Source organism: Micromonospora sp. NPDC005174, from assembly GCF_040608495.1.
GTDB lineage: Bacteria > Actinomycetota > Actinomycetes > Mycobacteriales > Micromonosporaceae > Micromonospora.
The window spans coordinates 101,807-117,302 of sequence record NZ_JBEXIJ010000020.1 but is presented as its reverse complement, the minus strand read 5'-3'; the positions used below and the strand labels follow the sequence as shown (position 1 = coordinate 117,302).

17 protein-coding genes are annotated in these 15,496 nt (G+C 71.6%); 3 read left to right on the top strand and 14 right to left on the bottom strand.

The features are described from left to right. Nucleotides 1-582: 582 nt before the first annotated feature. Nucleotides 583-1,875, bottom strand: coding sequence for a tyrosine--tRNA ligase (gene tyrS / locus ABZU91_RS21915; RefSeq protein WP_355243339.1), 1,293 nt, complete (start codon nucleotides 1,873-1,875; stop codon nucleotides 583-585). A 106-nt stretch (nucleotides 1,876-1,981) separates the two neighbouring features. Between tyrS and ABZU91_RS21910 the strand changes: the two genes are divergently transcribed. After that, on the top strand, nucleotides 1,982-2,365 hold the full coding sequence (locus ABZU91_RS21910) for a PaaI family thioesterase (RefSeq protein WP_355243337.1): 384 nt from the start codon (nucleotides 1,982-1,984) through the stop codon (nucleotides 2,363-2,365). A gap of 24 nt (nucleotides 2,366-2,389) precedes the next feature. Here ABZU91_RS21910 and ABZU91_RS21905 read toward each other — a convergent pair whose 3' ends face one another. The 8 genes from ABZU91_RS21905 to ABZU91_RS21870 form a co-directional block, all read right to left on the bottom strand. Beyond that, nucleotides 2,390-3,730, bottom strand: a complete 1,341-nt coding sequence (locus ABZU91_RS21905; protein WP_355243311.1) for a hemolysin family protein — start codon at nucleotides 3,728-3,730, stop codon at nucleotides 2,390-2,392. A gap of 127 nt (nucleotides 3,731-3,857) precedes the next feature. Beyond that, nucleotides 3,858-4,499 carry a hypothetical protein gene (locus tag ABZU91_RS21900; RefSeq protein WP_355243308.1) on the bottom strand — a complete coding sequence of 214 codons (642 nt, stop codon included), beginning with the start codon at nucleotides 4,497-4,499 and terminating at the stop codon, nucleotides 3,858-3,860. A gap of 9 nt (nucleotides 4,500-4,508) precedes the next feature. Then, nucleotides 4,509-5,009, bottom strand: coding sequence for a GNAT family N-acetyltransferase (locus ABZU91_RS21895; RefSeq protein WP_355243305.1), 501 nt, complete (start codon nucleotides 5,007-5,009; stop codon nucleotides 4,509-4,511). 144 nt (nucleotides 5,010-5,153) lie between these two features. Then, entirely contained in the window at nucleotides 5,154-5,789 is a 636-nt protein-coding gene (locus tag ABZU91_RS21890; protein ID WP_355243303.1) for an FMN reductase, read from the bottom strand. Further along, nucleotides 5,786-6,928 carry an LLM class flavin-dependent oxidoreductase gene (locus ABZU91_RS21885; protein ID WP_355243300.1) on the bottom strand — a complete coding sequence of 381 codons (1,143 nt, stop codon included), beginning with the start codon at nucleotides 6,926-6,928 and terminating at the stop codon, nucleotides 5,786-5,788. Before ABZU91_RS21885 ends, ABZU91_RS21890 begins: the two co-directional genes overlap by 4 nt. 163 nt (nucleotides 6,929-7,091) lie before the next feature. Beyond that, a complete protein-coding gene (locus ABZU91_RS21880) occupies nucleotides 7,092-7,367 on the bottom strand; it encodes a ubiquitin-like small modifier protein 1 (RefSeq protein ID WP_355053134.1) in 276 nt (91 codons plus the stop codon). A 2-nt stretch (nucleotides 7,368-7,369) separates the two neighbouring features. Further along, the gene (locus ABZU91_RS21875; protein WP_355243297.1) at nucleotides 7,370-8,455 is read right to left on the bottom strand and encodes an exo-alpha-sialidase; all 1,086 of its coding nucleotides are present in this window, start codon (nucleotides 8,453-8,455) and stop codon (nucleotides 7,370-7,372) included. An 87-nt stretch (nucleotides 8,456-8,542) separates the two neighbouring features. Then, a complete protein-coding gene (locus ABZU91_RS21870) occupies nucleotides 8,543-9,184 on the bottom strand; it encodes a DNA-3-methyladenine glycosylase (protein ID WP_355243295.1) in 642 nt (213 codons plus the stop codon). Nucleotides 9,185-9,285: 101 nt separating this feature from the next. On the opposite strand from ABZU91_RS21870, the gene ABZU91_RS21865 reads away from it, so the two are divergent. Next, nucleotides 9,286-9,711: a DNA-binding protein gene (locus ABZU91_RS21865; protein WP_355243292.1), complete on the top strand. Its 426-nt coding sequence runs from the start codon at nucleotides 9,286-9,288 to the stop codon at nucleotides 9,709-9,711. A gap of 174 nt (nucleotides 9,712-9,885) precedes the next feature. After that, the gene (locus tag ABZU91_RS21860; RefSeq protein ID WP_355243290.1) at nucleotides 9,886-10,239 is read left to right on the top strand and encodes an MmcQ/YjbR family DNA-binding protein; all 354 of its coding nucleotides are present in this window, start codon (nucleotides 9,886-9,888) and stop codon (nucleotides 10,237-10,239) included. Between the two features lie 43 nt (nucleotides 10,240-10,282). Here ABZU91_RS21860 and argH read toward each other — a convergent pair whose 3' ends face one another. From argH to argB, 5 genes are all read right to left on the bottom strand, one after another. Further along, nucleotides 10,283-11,746, bottom strand: coding sequence for an argininosuccinate lyase (argH, locus tag ABZU91_RS21855; RefSeq protein WP_355243334.1), 1,464 nt, complete (start codon nucleotides 11,744-11,746; stop codon nucleotides 10,283-10,285). A gap of 112 nt (nucleotides 11,747-11,858) precedes the next feature. Beyond that, on the bottom strand, nucleotides 11,859-12,374 hold the full coding sequence (locus ABZU91_RS21850) for an arginine repressor (protein ID WP_355243287.1): 516 nt from the start codon (nucleotides 12,372-12,374) through the stop codon (nucleotides 11,859-11,861). Beyond that, the gene (gene argF / locus ABZU91_RS21845; RefSeq protein WP_355243284.1) at nucleotides 12,371-13,306 is read right to left on the bottom strand and encodes an ornithine carbamoyltransferase; all 936 of its coding nucleotides are present in this window, start codon (nucleotides 13,304-13,306) and stop codon (nucleotides 12,371-12,373) included. The genes ABZU91_RS21850 and argF overlap by 4 nt, the downstream gene beginning before the upstream one ends. After that, nucleotides 13,303-14,571, bottom strand: coding sequence for an acetylornithine transaminase (locus ABZU91_RS21840; protein ID WP_355243281.1), 1,269 nt, complete (start codon nucleotides 14,569-14,571; stop codon nucleotides 13,303-13,305). Before ABZU91_RS21840 ends, argF begins: the two co-directional genes overlap by 4 nt. Continuing rightward, nucleotides 14,568-15,473, bottom strand: coding sequence for an acetylglutamate kinase (gene argB, locus ABZU91_RS21835; protein ID WP_355243278.1), 906 nt, complete (start codon nucleotides 15,471-15,473; stop codon nucleotides 14,568-14,570). The genes ABZU91_RS21840 and argB overlap by 4 nt, the downstream gene beginning before the upstream one ends. Nucleotides 15,474-15,496: the final 23 nt, after the last annotated feature.

Here is a 15,496-nt window from a genome sequence, read left to right as displayed (position 1 = left end):
CCCACCAAAAGCAGGCTGCCAGTCCGGGGTATAAATCATAATTGGCACTGGCTTTACAAGCACCCTGTTGAGTTCTCAAAGAACAACCACACACCAACCCGAAGCCCCATCTCTGGGACCCCAACTTGGGGCTTTTCGTTCCGCGTGTCGGGCGCTTTCAGCGCCAGGCACTTTTACTACGTTACCCGCCGATTTCCGCCGTGTCAAACCGGTGTTTCGCGGTTCGTCGTACTTTCACCGTGTTGCGGGCACCATGACTCGACCGGCTTGCGCCGTGCGCTTCATGGGGCGGCAGGCCGGCCGCAGCGGTCTCCCGCTTGCTCGTCCGTTTCCCTGCCGACTGACTACCTTACCCGGTCGGTTCCGCCGCACCAAATCCGCCTCGCGGCGTTCTGTCGGCACCACCCGGTCGGCGATCTGGCGGCAGAACCGCCCGACCCCCGAGGCCGTCACCGCGCTCCGGCCGCTTTCAGGCTTTCGCCTGTTTCGTCCGTTCCGCGCTGGCAGAGAGAAAGTTACGCGTCCGGCCCGATGATCGTCAAATCCGCCGGACGCGTCCCCCGTCACATCGTCGACGGTCGACTATTCGCCCAGCTCAACGCCGGCGAACGACCGCTTCCCCCGACGCAGCACCAGGTAACGACCATGCAGCAGGTCGCCTGTCGACACCGTGGCGTCCACCTCGGTCACCCTGGTGTTGTTCACGTACGCCCCGCCCTCGGTGATGACGCGACGGGCCTCCTTGAGGCCGCTCACGAGCCCGGAATCCCGCAGCAGACCCGCCACGTCCGGCAGCTCGCCGGTGAGGCGCACCAGTCCGGCCTCGGTGAGCGCCGCGCGCAGAGTCTCCGGGGCCAGATCGTCGAGCGAGCCCCGCCCGAACAGCGCCTGACTGGCGGCAATCGCCTGCCGGGTCTCCTCGGGGCCGTGCACCAGCGTGGTCAGCTCCTCGGCCAACGCCCGCTGGGCCAGCCGGGCCGCGGGTCGTTCGGCCGTCGCCTTCGCCAGCTCCTCCAACTCGTCACGGGTACGGAAGCTGAAGTACCGCAGGTAGCGGTCGACCTCGCGGTCGTCGACGTTGACCCAGAACTGGTAGAACGCGTACGGGCTGGTCATGGTCGGGTCGAGCCAGACGGAGCCGCCCTCGCTCTTGCCGAACTTGGTGCCGTCGGCCTTGGTGACCAGCGGCGTGGTGAACGCCTGCACCGGCCCCATGCCCCGCCGGCGCACGTAGTCGACGCCGGCGGTGATGTTGCCCCACTGGTCGGAGCCGCCGAACTGAAGCTGGCAACCGTGCCGGCGGTGCAGTTCGAAGAAGTCGTTCGCCTGCAGCAGCTGGTAGCTGAACTCGGTGAAGCTGATGCCCGTCTCCAACCGGGCCCGCACCACCTCCCGCGCCAGCATCTTGTTGACCGGGAAGTGCTTGCCGACGTCCCGGAGGAAGTCGACCACCGACATCTCACCGGTCCAGTCCAGGTTGTTGACCAGCTGCGCCGCGTTGTCCCCGGTGTACGACACGAAGGGCGCGAGCTGCTCGCGGATCCTCTCGACCCACCCGGCGATCACCTCGGTCGGGTTCAGCGCCCGCTCGGCGCTCTCCTTCGGGTCACCGATCTGCCCGGTCGCCCCGCCGACCAGCAGCAACGGGCGGTGGCCGGCGAGTTGCAGCCGACGCGCCATGAGCACCTGCATGAGGTTGCCGACGTGCAGGCTGGGCGCGGTGGGATCGAAGCCCACGTAGTAGGTGGCGGCGCTCCCACCGTCGAGCAGCTCGCGCAGCTCGTCGAGGCCTGTCGAGTCCTGGATGAGGCCACGCCAGAGCAGGTCGTCGGTCAGGGAGTCCGGCCCGGACGGCGGGAGGTTGCTGTCGGTCACGGTCACCGATTCTCCCCCATCGGCGGCATCGACCCGTACCGGGTTTGGGGCAACGCGCCCGGTTACGCTTGCGCCCCACTGTTCTCAGGAGGGTTCTGCCGTGGAGATGCCGGATCTGACGGGTGGTTTCGTCAACCTGCTCGGCCTGACATTCGAGGAGGCGACCCCCGACCGCGTCGTCATCAGCTGGCAGGTCCGCCCGGAGCTGCACCAGCCGTTCGGCATCCAGCACGGCGGGGTGTACTGCTCGGTCGTGGAGACGGCGGGCAGCGTCGGGGGTTCGCTCTGGCTGGCCGACCGGGGAACGGTGGTCGGGGTGTCGAACCAGACCGACTTCCTGCGGGCCGTGCCCGATGGCGAGCTGCGGGCTGTCGGCACCCCCGTGCACCGGGGGCGCAGCCAGCAGCTCTGGCAGGTGGAAATCACCGACGCCAAGGAGCGCCTGGTCGCCCGCGGTCAGGTCCGGTTGCAGAACCTCTCCCGGGACTGACCGGCCGGGCGACGCCGGGGCCGGTCAGCTACGGGCCTCGTCCAGCACCGGCTCGACGGCCTCGTCGGCGTCGTCACTGTCGTCACCGTCGTCGGTGGGGACCTGGCTCAGACGTACCTCGGTGATGGCCCGGTGGTCGATGTCGGCCACCGTCAGTACCCAGCCGTCCAGGGTGACGTCCTCCCCGGCGACGGTCGGGATGTGCCCGAGTCGGGCCAGCACCAGCCCGGCGACGGTGGTGTAGTCGCCGGCCGGCCGCGAGGGCAGCTCGACGCCGATGTCCGGGAGGTCGTGCACCGGGAAGGTGCCGGGCAGCACCATCGCGCCGTCCGGTTCGCGCCGGACCGAGTAGCCGTCCCGGTCGGTCTCGTCGTAGATCTCTCCGACGATCTCCTCCAGGATGTCCTCCAGGGTCACGATGCCGTCGACGGCGCCACGCTCGTCCACGACGAGCGCGATGTGTTGGCGCTCGGCCTTGAACTGACGCAGCGCGTCCACCACCGGCAGCGAGTCGGGCAGCAGCATCGGCGGGCGGGCGATCTCGTCGATCGGCCTGTCGTCGGGCACGCCGACCAGGTCGCGCAGGTGGATCACACCGGCGGTGTCGTCCAGCCCGCCGTGGCGCACCACCGGCGCGCGGGAGTGCCCGGTGGCGGCCAGCACGAGCCGCGCGGCCTCCGCGGTGGTCCCGCTGTCGAGCGTGAAGACCTGCAACCGGGGTACGAGGACAGCCCGCAACCGCCGGTCGGCGATCTCCACCGCCCCGGCGATGATGGTGCGCTGTTCCTTGGTGAAGCCGTGGTTGCCGGCGACGATGTCGCGCAGCTCGTCCGGGCCGATCTCCTCGGGCTCGTGCTTCGGGTTGAGCCCGAACAGGCGGACGACCAGGTCGCTGGTCGCGCCGAGCGCCCAGACGGCCGGCCGGGTCAGGCTGGCGAGCACGTCGAGCGGGCGGGCCACCAACAGGGCCCACCGCTCGGCGGACTGCATGGCGATCCGCTTGGGGGCCAGCTCGCCGAAGACCAGGGTGACGAAGGTCAGCGCGAGGGTCACCACCACGATCGACACCGTCTCGGCGGCGTCGCCGAACATCCCGAGCAGCGGCACGAGGGGCTTGGCGAGGGAGACCGCCGCCGCGGCGGAGGCCAGGAAGCCGGCGAGGGTGATGCCGATCTGGATGGTGGCGAGGAAGCGGTTCGGGTCCTTGGCGAGCCGGGCGAGCACGCCTCCGGCCCGGCTGGTGCGCTCCAACCGCTGGATCTGGCTGTCCCGCAGTGACACGAGCGCCATCTCGCTGCCGGCGAAGAGCGCGTTGATCACGATCAGGATCCCGACCAGGGCCAGTTGGCTCCCGTAGCTCTGCACGCCCGGTTCGCTCCCTCTGCGATGGTGACGCCGGCCGGTACGCACGGCGCCCGCCGGTCGACGAGCCCGCCCGGCGTACGCGCTTCTGTGCCCCGTGCGGCCTCGGCCGAATCCTGCCGGGGTGACGCTACGCCGATTCGGTTGCGGGTGACGCGGGCAGGTCGAGGACGTACGAGTCGCCCTCCGGGCGGAAACCGAGCCGGTGGTAGTAGGGGGCGATCATGCCGGGTGGGCTGACGACCCGGTGGAAGCCGCGCTCGGTGAAGAGGCGGCTGCGGCGGTAGACGAACTCGCCGGGGGTGAAGTCACGGAATTTCGGGGTCACGTAGTCCAGGTCGATCTGGGCGACCCCGCGTGCCTCGGCGTGCGACAGCACCACCCCGACCACCTCGTCGGCGGTGACCACCAGGAAGGCCGAGCGGTCGGCGGTGGCCGGGTCCCAGTGGAAGTGGGGGTTGAAGCGGGCGATGTCCGGCCCGTGCACCCGCAGCGTGTGGGCCAGGAACTGGTCGTCGACACCGACCTGGACCACCTGGTACGTCTGCTCGTCGTGGCGGGTGGCGAGCATCCCCCGCAGATACCAGATGTTGATCACCGCGAGGACGACGTTGAGCCCGACCATGGGCCAGACCTCGATGGCGGCGTTGTAGCCGATCAGCATGAAACAGCCGACGAGGTTGAGGGCGCGCAGCCGCAGGATGCGCGACTGCAGCAGCGACCACACCAGCACCGCAGAGCCGGCCCAGCCGACCAGATCCAACCAATTCACCCCGCGAGACTAGTGCCCGCCCAGGTCAGGGGCGTCGGCGGGCAGCTCCAGCAGCCACTCTTCGACCTCCGCGCCCCGCCCGTTGGCGTACCCCGAGTCCTCACCGACCACGACGAACCCGCACTTGCGCAGCACCGCGAGAGAGGCGGCGTTGTCCTTCGCGGCCCGGGCGTGCACCGGCCGGGGCAGCTCGCGCAGCAGGGCGGCCAGGGCCGCGGTCGCGTGGCCGCGGCCCCACCGGGTCGGGTCGATCCAGTAGCTGACCTCGGTCTGCTCGTCGACCGGGAAGGCGCTCACGTAGCCGACCACCTCGCCGTCGGCCTCGACGGTGCGGACCCGGTTCGCCGGGTTGGTGAGCACCCGTGCCCAGTGGCGGGCGAACTCACGGTGGTCCGACGGATCGACCGGACCGAACGCGGCCATGCGGTTGGCTTCGGGGTCCTGCTGGTGCAGAAAAAACTCCACGAGGTCGTCCTCGCGCACCGGCCGCAGCCGCACATCAGAGGTCATCCGGGGAGGGTACGCCCCACCCCCGACGTCCCCTCCCCCGCCGATCTTGCACTTCCTGCTGCGGCATCAGCCCATCAAAGGGACATTTCCGCAACAGAATCTGCAAGATCGGCGTCGGAGTGGGGTGGTCCCGGTCGCTGCTGGTCACCTGACCGGAGTGTCGCCCTCTCGGCCGAGCATCTGCAGGAAGTCGGTGGTTAGGGCGAACGGGTCCGCCGGGCCGCTGGTGGGCGGACGGCGCTCGACCTGGTCGGCCAACTCCCCGGCGGCACGCCGGATCCGGCCTCGCAGAGCGCCGTCGGCGGTGCCGTCGGACCAGTCCTCCGGCGCGGCGAAGACCGCCGTGGGGACCACCACCGCCCGCAGATAGCTGAACATCGGGCGTACGGCGTGCTCCAGGGCGAGCGAGTGCCGGGCGGTGCCGCCGGTGGCCCCGATCAGCACCGGCCGGTCGACCAGGGACCCCGCGTCCAGGACGTCGAAGAACGACTTGAACAGCCCGTTGTACGAGGCGCTGAAGATCGGGGTGACGGCGATGATGCCGTCCGCCCCCGTCACCGTGTCGATGGCCTCGCGCAGCGCGGCCGGCGGGAATCCGGTGAGCATGTTGTTGACCACGTCGTGGGCGTACTCGCGCAGGTCGACCACGCGCAGCTCCGCGTCGTGGCCGCGCCGGACCAGCTCGTCGCGGGTCGCCCCGGCGAGCTGATCCGCGAGCAGCCGGGTGGACGAGGGCTGGCTGAGCCCCGCCGACACGACGGCCAGCGTACGGCGGGTCATCGGGTCGCCCCCTCCGGCGCCTTGCCCGTCACGTCGTCGACGGCGTGCACGGTGCTGTCCTTCGCGCCGCCGGCCGCGGCGACCAGGGAGGCGTGCGTGGGCGCCGCCGGCACGTGCGCCGGGCGCAGCGAGTCGAACTCCTTGCGCAACACCGGCACGACCTCCTCGCCGAGCAGGTCGAGCTGCTCCAGCACCGTCTTGAGCGGCAGACCGGCGTGGTCCATCAGGAAGAGCTGCCGCTGGTAGTCGCCGACGTACTCGCGGAAGCCGAGCGTGCGGTCGATGACCTGCTGCGGGCTGCCCACGGTCAGCGGGGTCTCCCGGGTGAACTCCTCCAGCGACGGCCCGTGCCCGTATACCGGGGCGTTGTCGAAGTACGGCCGGAACTCCCGGACGGCGTCCTGCGAGTTGCGGCGCATGAAGACCTGGCCGCCGAGGCCGACGATGGCCTGGTCGGCGGAGCCGTGGCCGTAGTGGGCGTAGCGCTGGCGGTAGAGGCCGACCATCCGCTGGGTGTGCTCCTTGGGCCAGAAGATGTGGTTGGCGAAGAAGCCGTCGCCGTAGTACGCGGCCTGCTCGGCGATCTCCGGGCTGCGGATCGAGCCGTGCCAGACGAACGGCGGCACCCCGTCGAGCGGACGCGGCGTCGAGGTGAACGACTGCAACGGCGTGCGGTACTTGCCCTTCCAGTCGACCACGTCCTCGCGCCACAGCCGGTGCAGCAGGTCGTAGTTCTCGATGGCGAGGGGGATGCCGGCGCGGATGTCCCTGCCGAACCACGGGTAGACCGGGCCGGTGTTGCCCCGGCCCATCATGAGGTCCACCCGGCCGTCGGACAGGTGCTGGAGCATCGCGTAGTCCTCGGCGATCTTCACCGGGTCGTTGGTGGTGATCAGCGTGGTCGCGGTGGACAGCAGCAGCCGCTCGGTGCGGGCCGCGATGTGACCGAGCATGGTGGTCGGGGACGAGGGAACGAACGGCGGGTTGTGGTGCTCACCGGCGGCGAAGACGTCGAGCCCGACCTCTTCGGCCTTCAGTGCGATGGCGACCATCGCCTTGATCCGCTCATGCTCGGTCGGCTCCCGACCGGTGGTCGGATCGACCGTGACGTCACCGACGGTGAAGACTCCGAACTGCATGACCAGCTCCTCGCGTGTCAACCGGATGCCGTCGTGGTACCCGGACGCAGCTCACAACTTATTTGACGAGTCAACTATTCCGTCGGCAGCGTGCCCGGCAGTGGCACCGGTCACCCTCGGGAACCCGACAATCGGGTCGAGGACGCCCTTCGTGGCGGCTCGCTCAGCCGCCCGCCACCGAGGGCAACACCTGCACCTCCGCGCCGTCCACGACCGTCGTGGCCAGACCTCCGGAATGCCGGCAGTCCTCCCCGTCGACGAAGACGTTCACGTAGCGGCGCAGCTCGCCGCGCTCGTCGCGGATGCGCCGGGCCAGGCGGGGATGCGCGACGGCCACCTCGTCGAGGACCGCCCGCAGCGTCCCGGCGGCGGTGACGTTCAGTCGACTCGCACCCCCGGCCTCGCCGCGCAACGGGCCGGGCAGCAGCACGGTGACCACGCTCAGACCTCCGCGGCGCGGACGCAGAGCACGTCGGGCAGGTGTGCGGCGACCGACGACCAGGAGTCGCCCTCGTCGCGGCTGGCGAAGACCGAGCCGGAGCGGGTGCCGAAGTAGACCCCACCCGGGGTCGCGTCGTCGGCGCACATCGCGTCGCGCAGCACCGCCGGATAGAACGGCCCCTCGGGCAGCCCCACCGACTGCGCCTCCCACTTGTCGCCGGCGTCGACGGAACGGAACACCCGGCAGCGGTGATCGGCCGGAAACCGCTCGCTGTCGGCCACCAGCGGGAAGATCCACACCGTGCCGCCGCGACCGGGGTGGGCCACCATCGGGAAGCCGAAGTCGCTGGGCAGCCCGTCGGCGATCGAGGACCAGGTGCGGCCGTCGTCATCGGAACGGTAGACGCCGTGGTGGTTCTGCGCGTACAGCCGCTCGGGGTTGGCGGCGTCCCGGGCGACCTTGTGCACGCACTGGCCGAACTCCGGCCACTCGTCAGGCATGAAGTAGGCGCGGATGCCCGTGTTGCCCGGCGACCAGCTCGCCCCGGCGTCCTCCGAGCGGTAGACCCCGCCGGTGGACATGGCGACCAGCAGTCGAGCCGGGTCACGCGGGTGGGGCAGCACGGTGTGCACGGCCTGACCGCCGAACCCGGCCTCCCACTGGGGGCGGTGCGGGTGGTCCCACAGGGAACGGACCAGCTCGAAGCTGCGGCCGCCGTCGGTGGACTTGAACAACGCCGAGGGCTCGGTGCCGGCCCAGACGACGTCCGGCTCGTCCGGGCCGGCCGGCGTCAGCTGCCAGACCCGCCCGAGGGAGACGCCCGTGTCGGCCGGGAACGCGACCGGCGCCTGGTCGGGCTCGTCCCAGGTCGCGCCGAGGTCGTCGCTGGTGGCGACACTGGGGCCGAAGTGCGAGCTGGTCATGCCGGCGAGCAGCCGCGGGGTCGGACGGCGGGTGTCCACCGCCACCGAATAGACACCGGTCATCGGAAAGTGCGGACCGGTGATCCCCCAACTGCGCCGGTCGTCGGCGCTGGTGGCCAGAAACAAACCCTTGGCGGTGCCGATCGCGAGCAACGTTGCCATGACGTCCTCCGATACCGTCGGTGAGCAGGTCCGGTGATTATGGCCACACCCCCCGACAGACTCCGGCGCCCACGCCGGACGGTGCCCTCAGCGCCGGACGCGGGGCACGTGCCTGCGGTACGTGCTGACTGTGGGATCGCCGTCGAGCCAGAACCGCCACGGCAGATCGTGCGCGCCCGTCACGCCGACGCGTGGCCCCGCCACCACCGCCTCCTGCGGCACCGGCTCGACCGGCGGTCGCAACCGGACCGGGCCGTCACCGAGCAGGTACGCGCCGTACGCCGAGCGGTCGATGCCGAGGGTGGCGCAGAGCCGGGCCGGCCCACGGGCGAGATCCACGTCGCGCCGCACGGCGGGGCGGCGCTCCCGTGCCGTGGTCAGGCCGTCGACGACCGCGCCGGCGCGCAGCAGTACGGCGGCGGCCTCCTCCTCGTGACCGGTGACCACGTTCATGCACCAGTGCATCCCGTAGGTGAAGTAGACGTAGGCGTACCCGGCGGGGCCGAACATCACCGCGTTGCGGGGAGTGCGGCCCCGGTGGGCGTGCGAGGCGGGGTCACCGGCCATACCGGCGTACGCCTCGACCTCGGTGATCCGGACGGTGACACCGCCGGCGCTCAGGCGGCAGCCCAGCAGGCCCCGAGCGGCCGGCAGCAGCGGACCGGCGAGCAGGTCCGCCAGCTCCGCCGAAGCGGCATCGGCGGGGCGGTCGTCCGGCACGAGATCCATGGACCGAACGGTACCCAGCGGGGTGCCCGGTCATCCCGGCGATCGCCCGTCATTTGAACGTTCTGTTGACAACGTCTTGTTGATGCGGTGTGCTCGGAGGCATGACCAGCCAGGATCTCTTCACCACACCCGACCCGGGTCGCGCCCGCGCCCACCGCACCCACGAGGCGTTGCAGCGGATCAGCGAGCGGCACGCCGGCTCCGATGCGCGGCGAGGGCGCTGGGCCCACCCGTACGTACTGGACCCGTGGGAGGCGGTCGCGCTGGTCACCGCCCTCGCCGCCGGTGGCGCCGAGCGGGAGCCCGCCGAGGAGCCGGTCGACGCGGCCGACCTCACCGCCGCGCTGACCCTGTTGCCGCACGTACGCGCCGAACTGGACGCCCTGGAGGCGGGGCTACTCACGCTGGCTCGCGACCGGGGCCTCACCTGGCAGTCCATCGCCCACGGCCTGGGCCTGGGCAGCGCACAGGCAGCCCGCCAACGCTACGAACGGGTTGCCGCCCGCTCCACGGAGCAGACCACCTGATCCCCGCGCCGATCTTGCACTTACTGTGGCGACATAACGGACCTTGCCGCGCACATCGACAACAGAAACTGCAAGATCGACGCGGAATGGAGTGCGGGGTTCGGGGTTCGGGGTTCGGGGTTCGGGGTTCGGGGTTCGGGGTTCGGGGTTCGGGGTTTTGACGAGGAGGTGCTTGTGGAACGTGGGGAGATGTTGTCGTACTGCCTGGGCAAGCCGGGGGCGTGGTTGGACCGGCCGTGGGAGGACGACGAGGTGGTGAAGGTGGGCAGCCGGATCTTCGCGTTTCTGGGCAGCGGAGACCGGGAGCCCACGGTCGGCGTGAAGTGCGGCGCGACCCGCGAAATCGCCGACGAGTGGCTGCACCGCCACCCCGCCGACGCGCGCCCGATGCCGTACATCGGCCGGTCCGGGTGGAACACGCTGCGCCTCGACGGCGGGATCGACACCGACGAGCTGACCGAGGCGGTCGACTCGTCGTACGACATGGTGGTCGCCAAGCTCCCGAAGCGGGAGCGCCCGACGGCCTGAACCACCGTGGCGCCGGCGGCTCGCGCCGACGCCACGCCTGACGTCAGCGGGGTACGACCCGCTCGGTGGCCCACTCCCGCCAGCCGGCCAGCCGGTCCGCCGCGGCGGCGAGCTGGTCGGCGACCGGGCCGGGGCCGGTCGAGCCGGGCGTGGTCCGGGCCGCGAGTGCCGAGCGCACCGAGAGCACGTCGCGCACGGACGGGTCGAGGTGCTCGCTGACCGCGGCCAGGTCGGCGTCCGAGACGTCCTCCAGCTCGCACTCGCGCACCGCGCAGAGCGCCACCAGCCGGCCGGTGATCTCGTGCGCGTCACGGAACGGCACGTTGCGCCGGACCAGCCAGTCGGCGACCTCGGTGGCGAGGGAGAAGCCGACCGGGGCGGCGGCGACGAGCCGGTCCACCCGGACGGTCATCGTGGAGATCATCCCGGCCAGGGCCGGAAGCAGCAGTTCCAGGGTGTCGACCGCGTCGAACGCGGGCTCCTTGTCCTCCTGCATGTCCCGGTCGTACGTCATCGGCAGACCCTTGAGCATGGTCAGCACCGTCATCAGGCCGCCGACCAGCCGGCCGGACTTGCCCCGGGCCAGCTCGGCGATGTCCGCGTTCTTCTTCTGCGGCATGATCGACGAACCGGTGGCGAACGCGTCGTCCAGCTCCACCCAGCCGAACTCGTGCGACGTCCACAGCACCACCTCCTCGCCGAGGCGGGACAGGTGCACCCCGATCAGCGCGGTGGTGAAGAGGAACTCGGCCACGAAGTCCCGGTCGGCGACGGCGTCCATCGAGTTGGCGAACGACGTCCGGAAACCCAGCTCCTTGGCGACGGCCACCGGGTCCAGCGGAAGCCCCGAACCGGCGAGCGCGCCCGCGCCGAGCGGACTGATCGCCGTCCGGTGATCCCAGTCGCGCAGCCGCTCCAGGTCGCGCAGCAGCGGCTGCACGTGCGCCAGCAACCAGTGCCCGAAGGTGACCGGCTGGGCGTGCTGAAGGTGGGTCATGCCCGGCGCGGCGGTGTCGATGTGCCGTTCGGCCTGCTCGACGAGCGCCTCGGCCAGCTCCACGACGCGGCTGGCCACACCGCGCGCGTGATCGCGCAGGTAGAGCCGCAGGTCGGTGGCGACCTGGTCGTTGCGGGATCGGCCGGCGCGCAACTTGCCACCGAGGCTGCCCAGGCGCTCCAGCAACCCTCGCTCCAACGCCGTGTGCACGTCCTCGTCGTCGACGGTGGGCCGGAACGCCCCCGACGCGCAGGCCGCCTCCAGGTCGTCCAGGGCCGCCAGGATGCGGCCCAGCTCCTCCGGGTCGAGCAGGCCCGCGCCGGCCAGGACCCGGGCGTGCGCCCGGGAACCCGCGATGTCGTACGGGGCCAGGCGCCAGTCGAACTGCACGCTCACCGACAGGCGGGCGAGCGCCTCGGCGGGGCCGCCGGCGAACCGGCCACCCCACAGGCTCGTCCGGTTGGTGCCGGCGCTGTTCTCGGTGAGGCTCTTGTCGTCCACGTCGCCCATTGTGGTCCCCATGCTCGTCAGCCACCCATCCGGGCGTCGCTGGTCGCGCCGCAGGCCCGCGCCCACGGGCGGACGGTCGGCGTTGCCAGGTGGGATGTCGTGACCCGTGCGGTCATGGTGCGGTGTTCCCTTCGACGCTGTCTTCCCGGCGGGCCCAGCCGGCGAGCTTGTCACCGAGCGCGGCTCCGCCGACGGCCTCGCGGGCCACGACGAGGATGGTGTCGTCGCCGGCGATGGTGCCGACGATTTCGGGCAGGCCCGCCCGGTCCAACGCGCTGGCCAGGTACTGGGCCGCGCCCGGCGGGGTGCGCAGCACGGCGATGTTGCCGCTGGCGTCGACGCCGTTGAGCAGTTCCCGCAACAGCCGTACCAGCCGGGCCGGCGCCGCCTCGGCGTCGCGCAGCGGCCGCTTGCCGTCCTCGGGGATCAGGTAGACGGCCGGGCCGTCGCCGCCGCGCACCTTGACCGCGCCCAGCTCCTCCAGGTCACGCGAGAGGGTCGCCTGGGTGACGCCGACGCCGTCGGCGGCGAGCAGGTCGGCCAGCTCGGTCTGCGAGCGGACGGGCCGCTCCCGGATCAGCTCGACGATCCGGGCATGCCGGGCCGTGCGGGTCAGCGGTGCGGTCATCGTCGCTCCCCGGTCGTTGTCAGCAGGAACGTCAGCAGCGCCTTCTGGGCGTGCAGCCGGTTCTCCGCCTGGTCGAACACCGCGCTCTGCGGACCGTCGAGAACCTCGTCGGTGATCTCCTCGCCCCGGTGGGCGGGCAGGCAGTGCAGCACGATCGCGTCCGGCGCGGCGTGACCCAGCAGCTCCTTGTTGACCTGGTACGGCAGGAACGGGGTGACCCGGTCCAGCCCGTCGGCCTCCTGGCCCATCGAGGTCCAGGTGTCGGTGGCCAGCACGTCGGCGTCGCGGACCGCCTGCGCCGGGTCGGTCAGCACCCGTACCGACCCGCCGGTGCCGGCGGCGATCTCGGTGGCCCGTGCGACCACGACGGGGTCCGGCGCGAACCCGGTCGGACCGGCGATCCGCACGTGCATCCCGGCCGTAGCCCCCGCCAGCAGGTACGACTGGGCCATGTTGTTGGCGCCGTCGCCCACGTACGTCAGGGTCCGGCCGGTCGTGCCGCCGCACCGCTCCCGGATGGTCAGCAGGTCGGCCAGCAGTTGGCAGGGGTGGAACCCGTCGGTGAGCGCGTTTACCACCGGGACGGTCGCGCCGCCGGCGACCTCGGCGATCCGGTCGTCGCCGTGGGTACGCAGGACGATGGCCGCGACGTAGCGGGACAGCACCCGTCCCGCGTCGGCGAGCGACTCGCCCCGGCCGAAGTGGGTGACCTGGGTGTCCACGACGAGCGGATGGCCGCCCAGCTCGGCGATGCCCGCGTCGAACGAGATCCGGGTGCGCAGGCTCTGCTTGTCGAAGAGCACCGCCACCGAGCGGGGACCAACCAGCGGCTGGTGGCCGAACCGGTCGGCCTTCATCCGGGCCGCCAGGTCGAGCACGCTGGACTGTTCGGCGGGCGAGAGGTCGTCGTCGCGCAGGAAGTGCCGGATCATGCGATCGTCCCCGTCGTGGTGGGCTGGGTGGAGGGCTCGATGGTCGCGGGAGCGCTCGTGCCGGCAGCCGCCGGCGCGCTCGTGCCCGCGGCGGCCGGGACCGTCGCGTCGAGGGCCGCCGGGAGCGCGGCGAGGAAGGCGTCGGCCTGCGCGGTGGTGAGGATCAACGGAGGAGCGAGCCGGAGTACGCCCGGCTGCACCGGGTTGGTCAGGAAGCCAGCCTCCCGCAGTGCCTCGGCGAGGACCGGCGCCACCGGGGCGGCGAGCGCAACGCCGAGCAGCAGCCCGGCCCCGCGTACGTCGGTGACGAGCGGGTGGCCCAGCGCCTCGATGCCCCGACGCAGCCGCTCGCCGACGCGCTTGACGTGGTCGAGCAGCCCCTCGTTGGCGATGGTGGCCACCACGGCGAGCGCGGCGGCGCAGCTCACCGGGTTGCCGCCGAAGGTCGTACCGTGCGAGCCGGGGGTGAGCAGGTCGGCGGCCCGGCCGAAGGCGAGCGTCGCACCCAGCGGCAGCCCGCCACCCAACCCCTTGGCCAGGGTCACCACGTCGGGCTCCACGCTCTCGGCCTGGTGGGCGAACCAGTGCCCGGTACGGCCGATGCCGGTCTGCACCTCGTCGAGCACCAGCAGCGCCCCGTGCCGGGCGGTGATCCGCCGAGCCGCCGTGAGGTAGCCGGGCGGCGGCACGACGACGCCGTTCTCACCCTGGATGGGCTCCAGGATCACCATGGCGGTGGCGTCGGTGACCGCCGCCTCGAGGGCGCTCACGTCGCCGTAGTCGACGTGGGTCACCTCGCCCGGCAGCGGGCGGAACGGATCAGCCTTGGCGGGCTGCCCGGTCAGCGCGAGGGCGCCCATGGTGCGACCGTGGAAGCCGCCGTTGGTGGCCACCACGTGGCTGCGCCCGGTGCGCCGGGACAGCTTGAACGCGGCCTCGTTCGCCTCCGCGCCGGAGTTGGCGAAGAAGACCCGGCCGGGTCGGCTGCCGGCGAGCGCCAGCAGCAGCTCCGCGAGAGCCACCGGCGGTTCGGCGACGAAGAGGTTGGAGACGTGCCCGAGCGTTGCCACCTGCTTCGACACTGCGGCCACCACCGCCGGGTGGGCGTGACCGAGGGCGTTCACCGCGATCCCGCCGACCAGGTCCACGTACTCCCGGCCGGCCTCGTCGACCACCACGGCGCCCGCGCCGGAGACCAGCGCCAGCGGCGGCGTGCCGTAGTTGTCCATCATGGACTGCGTCCACCGCTGTACCAGGCTGCTCATGCCCCGACCGTCCCGTCCTGCGGCACCACCATCGTTCCGAACCCTTCCGACGTGAACACCTCGAGCAACGTGGAGTGCGCCACCCGGCCGTCGACGACGTGCGCGGCGGGCACCCCACCCCGCACGGCCCGCAGGCACGCCTCCATCTTCGGCACCATCCCCGACTCCAACCCGGGCAACAGCTTGGCCAGGTCGTCCGCGGTGATCTCGGAGACCAGGCTGCTGGTGTCCGGCCAGTCGGCGTACAGGCCGGCGACGTCGGTGAGGACGACCAGCTTGCGGGCCTGCAACGCGACGGCGAGCGCGGCGGCGGCCGTGTCCGCGTTGAGGTTGTGCAGGACACCGTCCACGTCCGGCGCGACCGTCGAGATCACCGGAATCCGACCGGCGTCGATGAGGTCGGTCACCGCCGAGGTGTCCACCGACTCGACGTCACCGACCTGACCGACGTCGACCGGCTGTCCGTCGACGTACGCCGGGCGGCGCACCGCCGTGAACAGTCGCGCGTCCTCACCGGAGAGGCCGACGGCGAACGGGCCGTGCGAGTTGATCAACCCGACCAGCTCCCGGCCCACCTGCCCGACGAGCACCATGCGGACCACGTCCATCGCCTCTGCGGTCGTCACCCGCAGGCCGCCCCGGAACTCGCTGGCGATACCGAGCCGGCCCAGCATGGCCGAGATCTGCGGACCGCCGCCGTGCACCACGACAGGCTTCAGACCTGCGTACCGCAGGAAGACCATGTCGGCGGCGAACGCCCGTTGCAGCTCCGGCTCGGTCATGGCGTTACCGCCGTACTTGACCACCACCGTCGAGCCGGAGAAACGCGCCAGCCAGGGCAGCGCCTCGATCAGCGTCTCCGCCTTGACCTGGGCACGGGTCAGATCACCACTCAGGCTCACCGCGCCAGCCTTCCGTTCGCGAC

Bases quoted from the DNA above. Each gene is read 5' to 3' on its own strand.
- argF (WP_355243284.1), bottom strand. From the start codon at position 13,306: ATGATCCGGCACTTCCTGCGCGACGACGACCTCTCGCCCGCCGAACAG.
- ABZU91_RS21870 (WP_355243295.1), bottom strand. From the start codon at position 9,184: ATGGATCTCGTGCCGGACGACCGCCCCGCCGATGCCGCTTCGGCGGAG.
- ABZU91_RS21895 (WP_355243305.1), bottom strand. From the start codon at position 5,009: ATGACCTCTGATGTGCGGCTGCGGCCGGTGCGCGAGGACGACCTCGTG.
- ABZU91_RS21865 (WP_355243292.1), top strand. From the start codon at position 9,286: ATGACCAGCCAGGATCTCTTCACCACACCCGACCCGGGTCGCGCCCGC.
- ABZU91_RS21890 (WP_355243303.1), bottom strand. From the start codon at position 5,789: ATGACCCGCCGTACGCTGGCCGTCGTGTCGGCGGGGCTCAGCCAGCCC.
- ABZU91_RS21885 (WP_355243300.1), bottom strand. From the start codon at position 6,928: ATGCAGTTCGGAGTCTTCACCGTCGGTGACGTCACGGTCGATCCGACC.
- ABZU91_RS21875 (WP_355243297.1), bottom strand. From the start codon at position 8,455: ATGGCAACGTTGCTCGCGATCGGCACCGCCAAGGGTTTGTTTCTGGCC.
- ABZU91_RS21910 (WP_355243337.1), top strand. From the start codon at position 1,982: ATGCCGGATCTGACGGGTGGTTTCGTCAACCTGCTCGGCCTGACATTC.
- ABZU91_RS21850 (WP_355243287.1), bottom strand. From the start codon at position 12,374: ATGACCGCACCGCTGACCCGCACGGCCCGGCATGCCCGGATCGTCGAG.
- argH (WP_355243334.1), bottom strand. From the start codon at position 11,746: ATGGGCGACGTGGACGACAAGAGCCTCACCGAGAACAGCGCCGGCACC.
- ABZU91_RS21840 (WP_355243281.1), bottom strand. From the start codon at position 14,571: ATGAGCAGCCTGGTACAGCGGTGGACGCAGTCCATGATGGACAACTAC.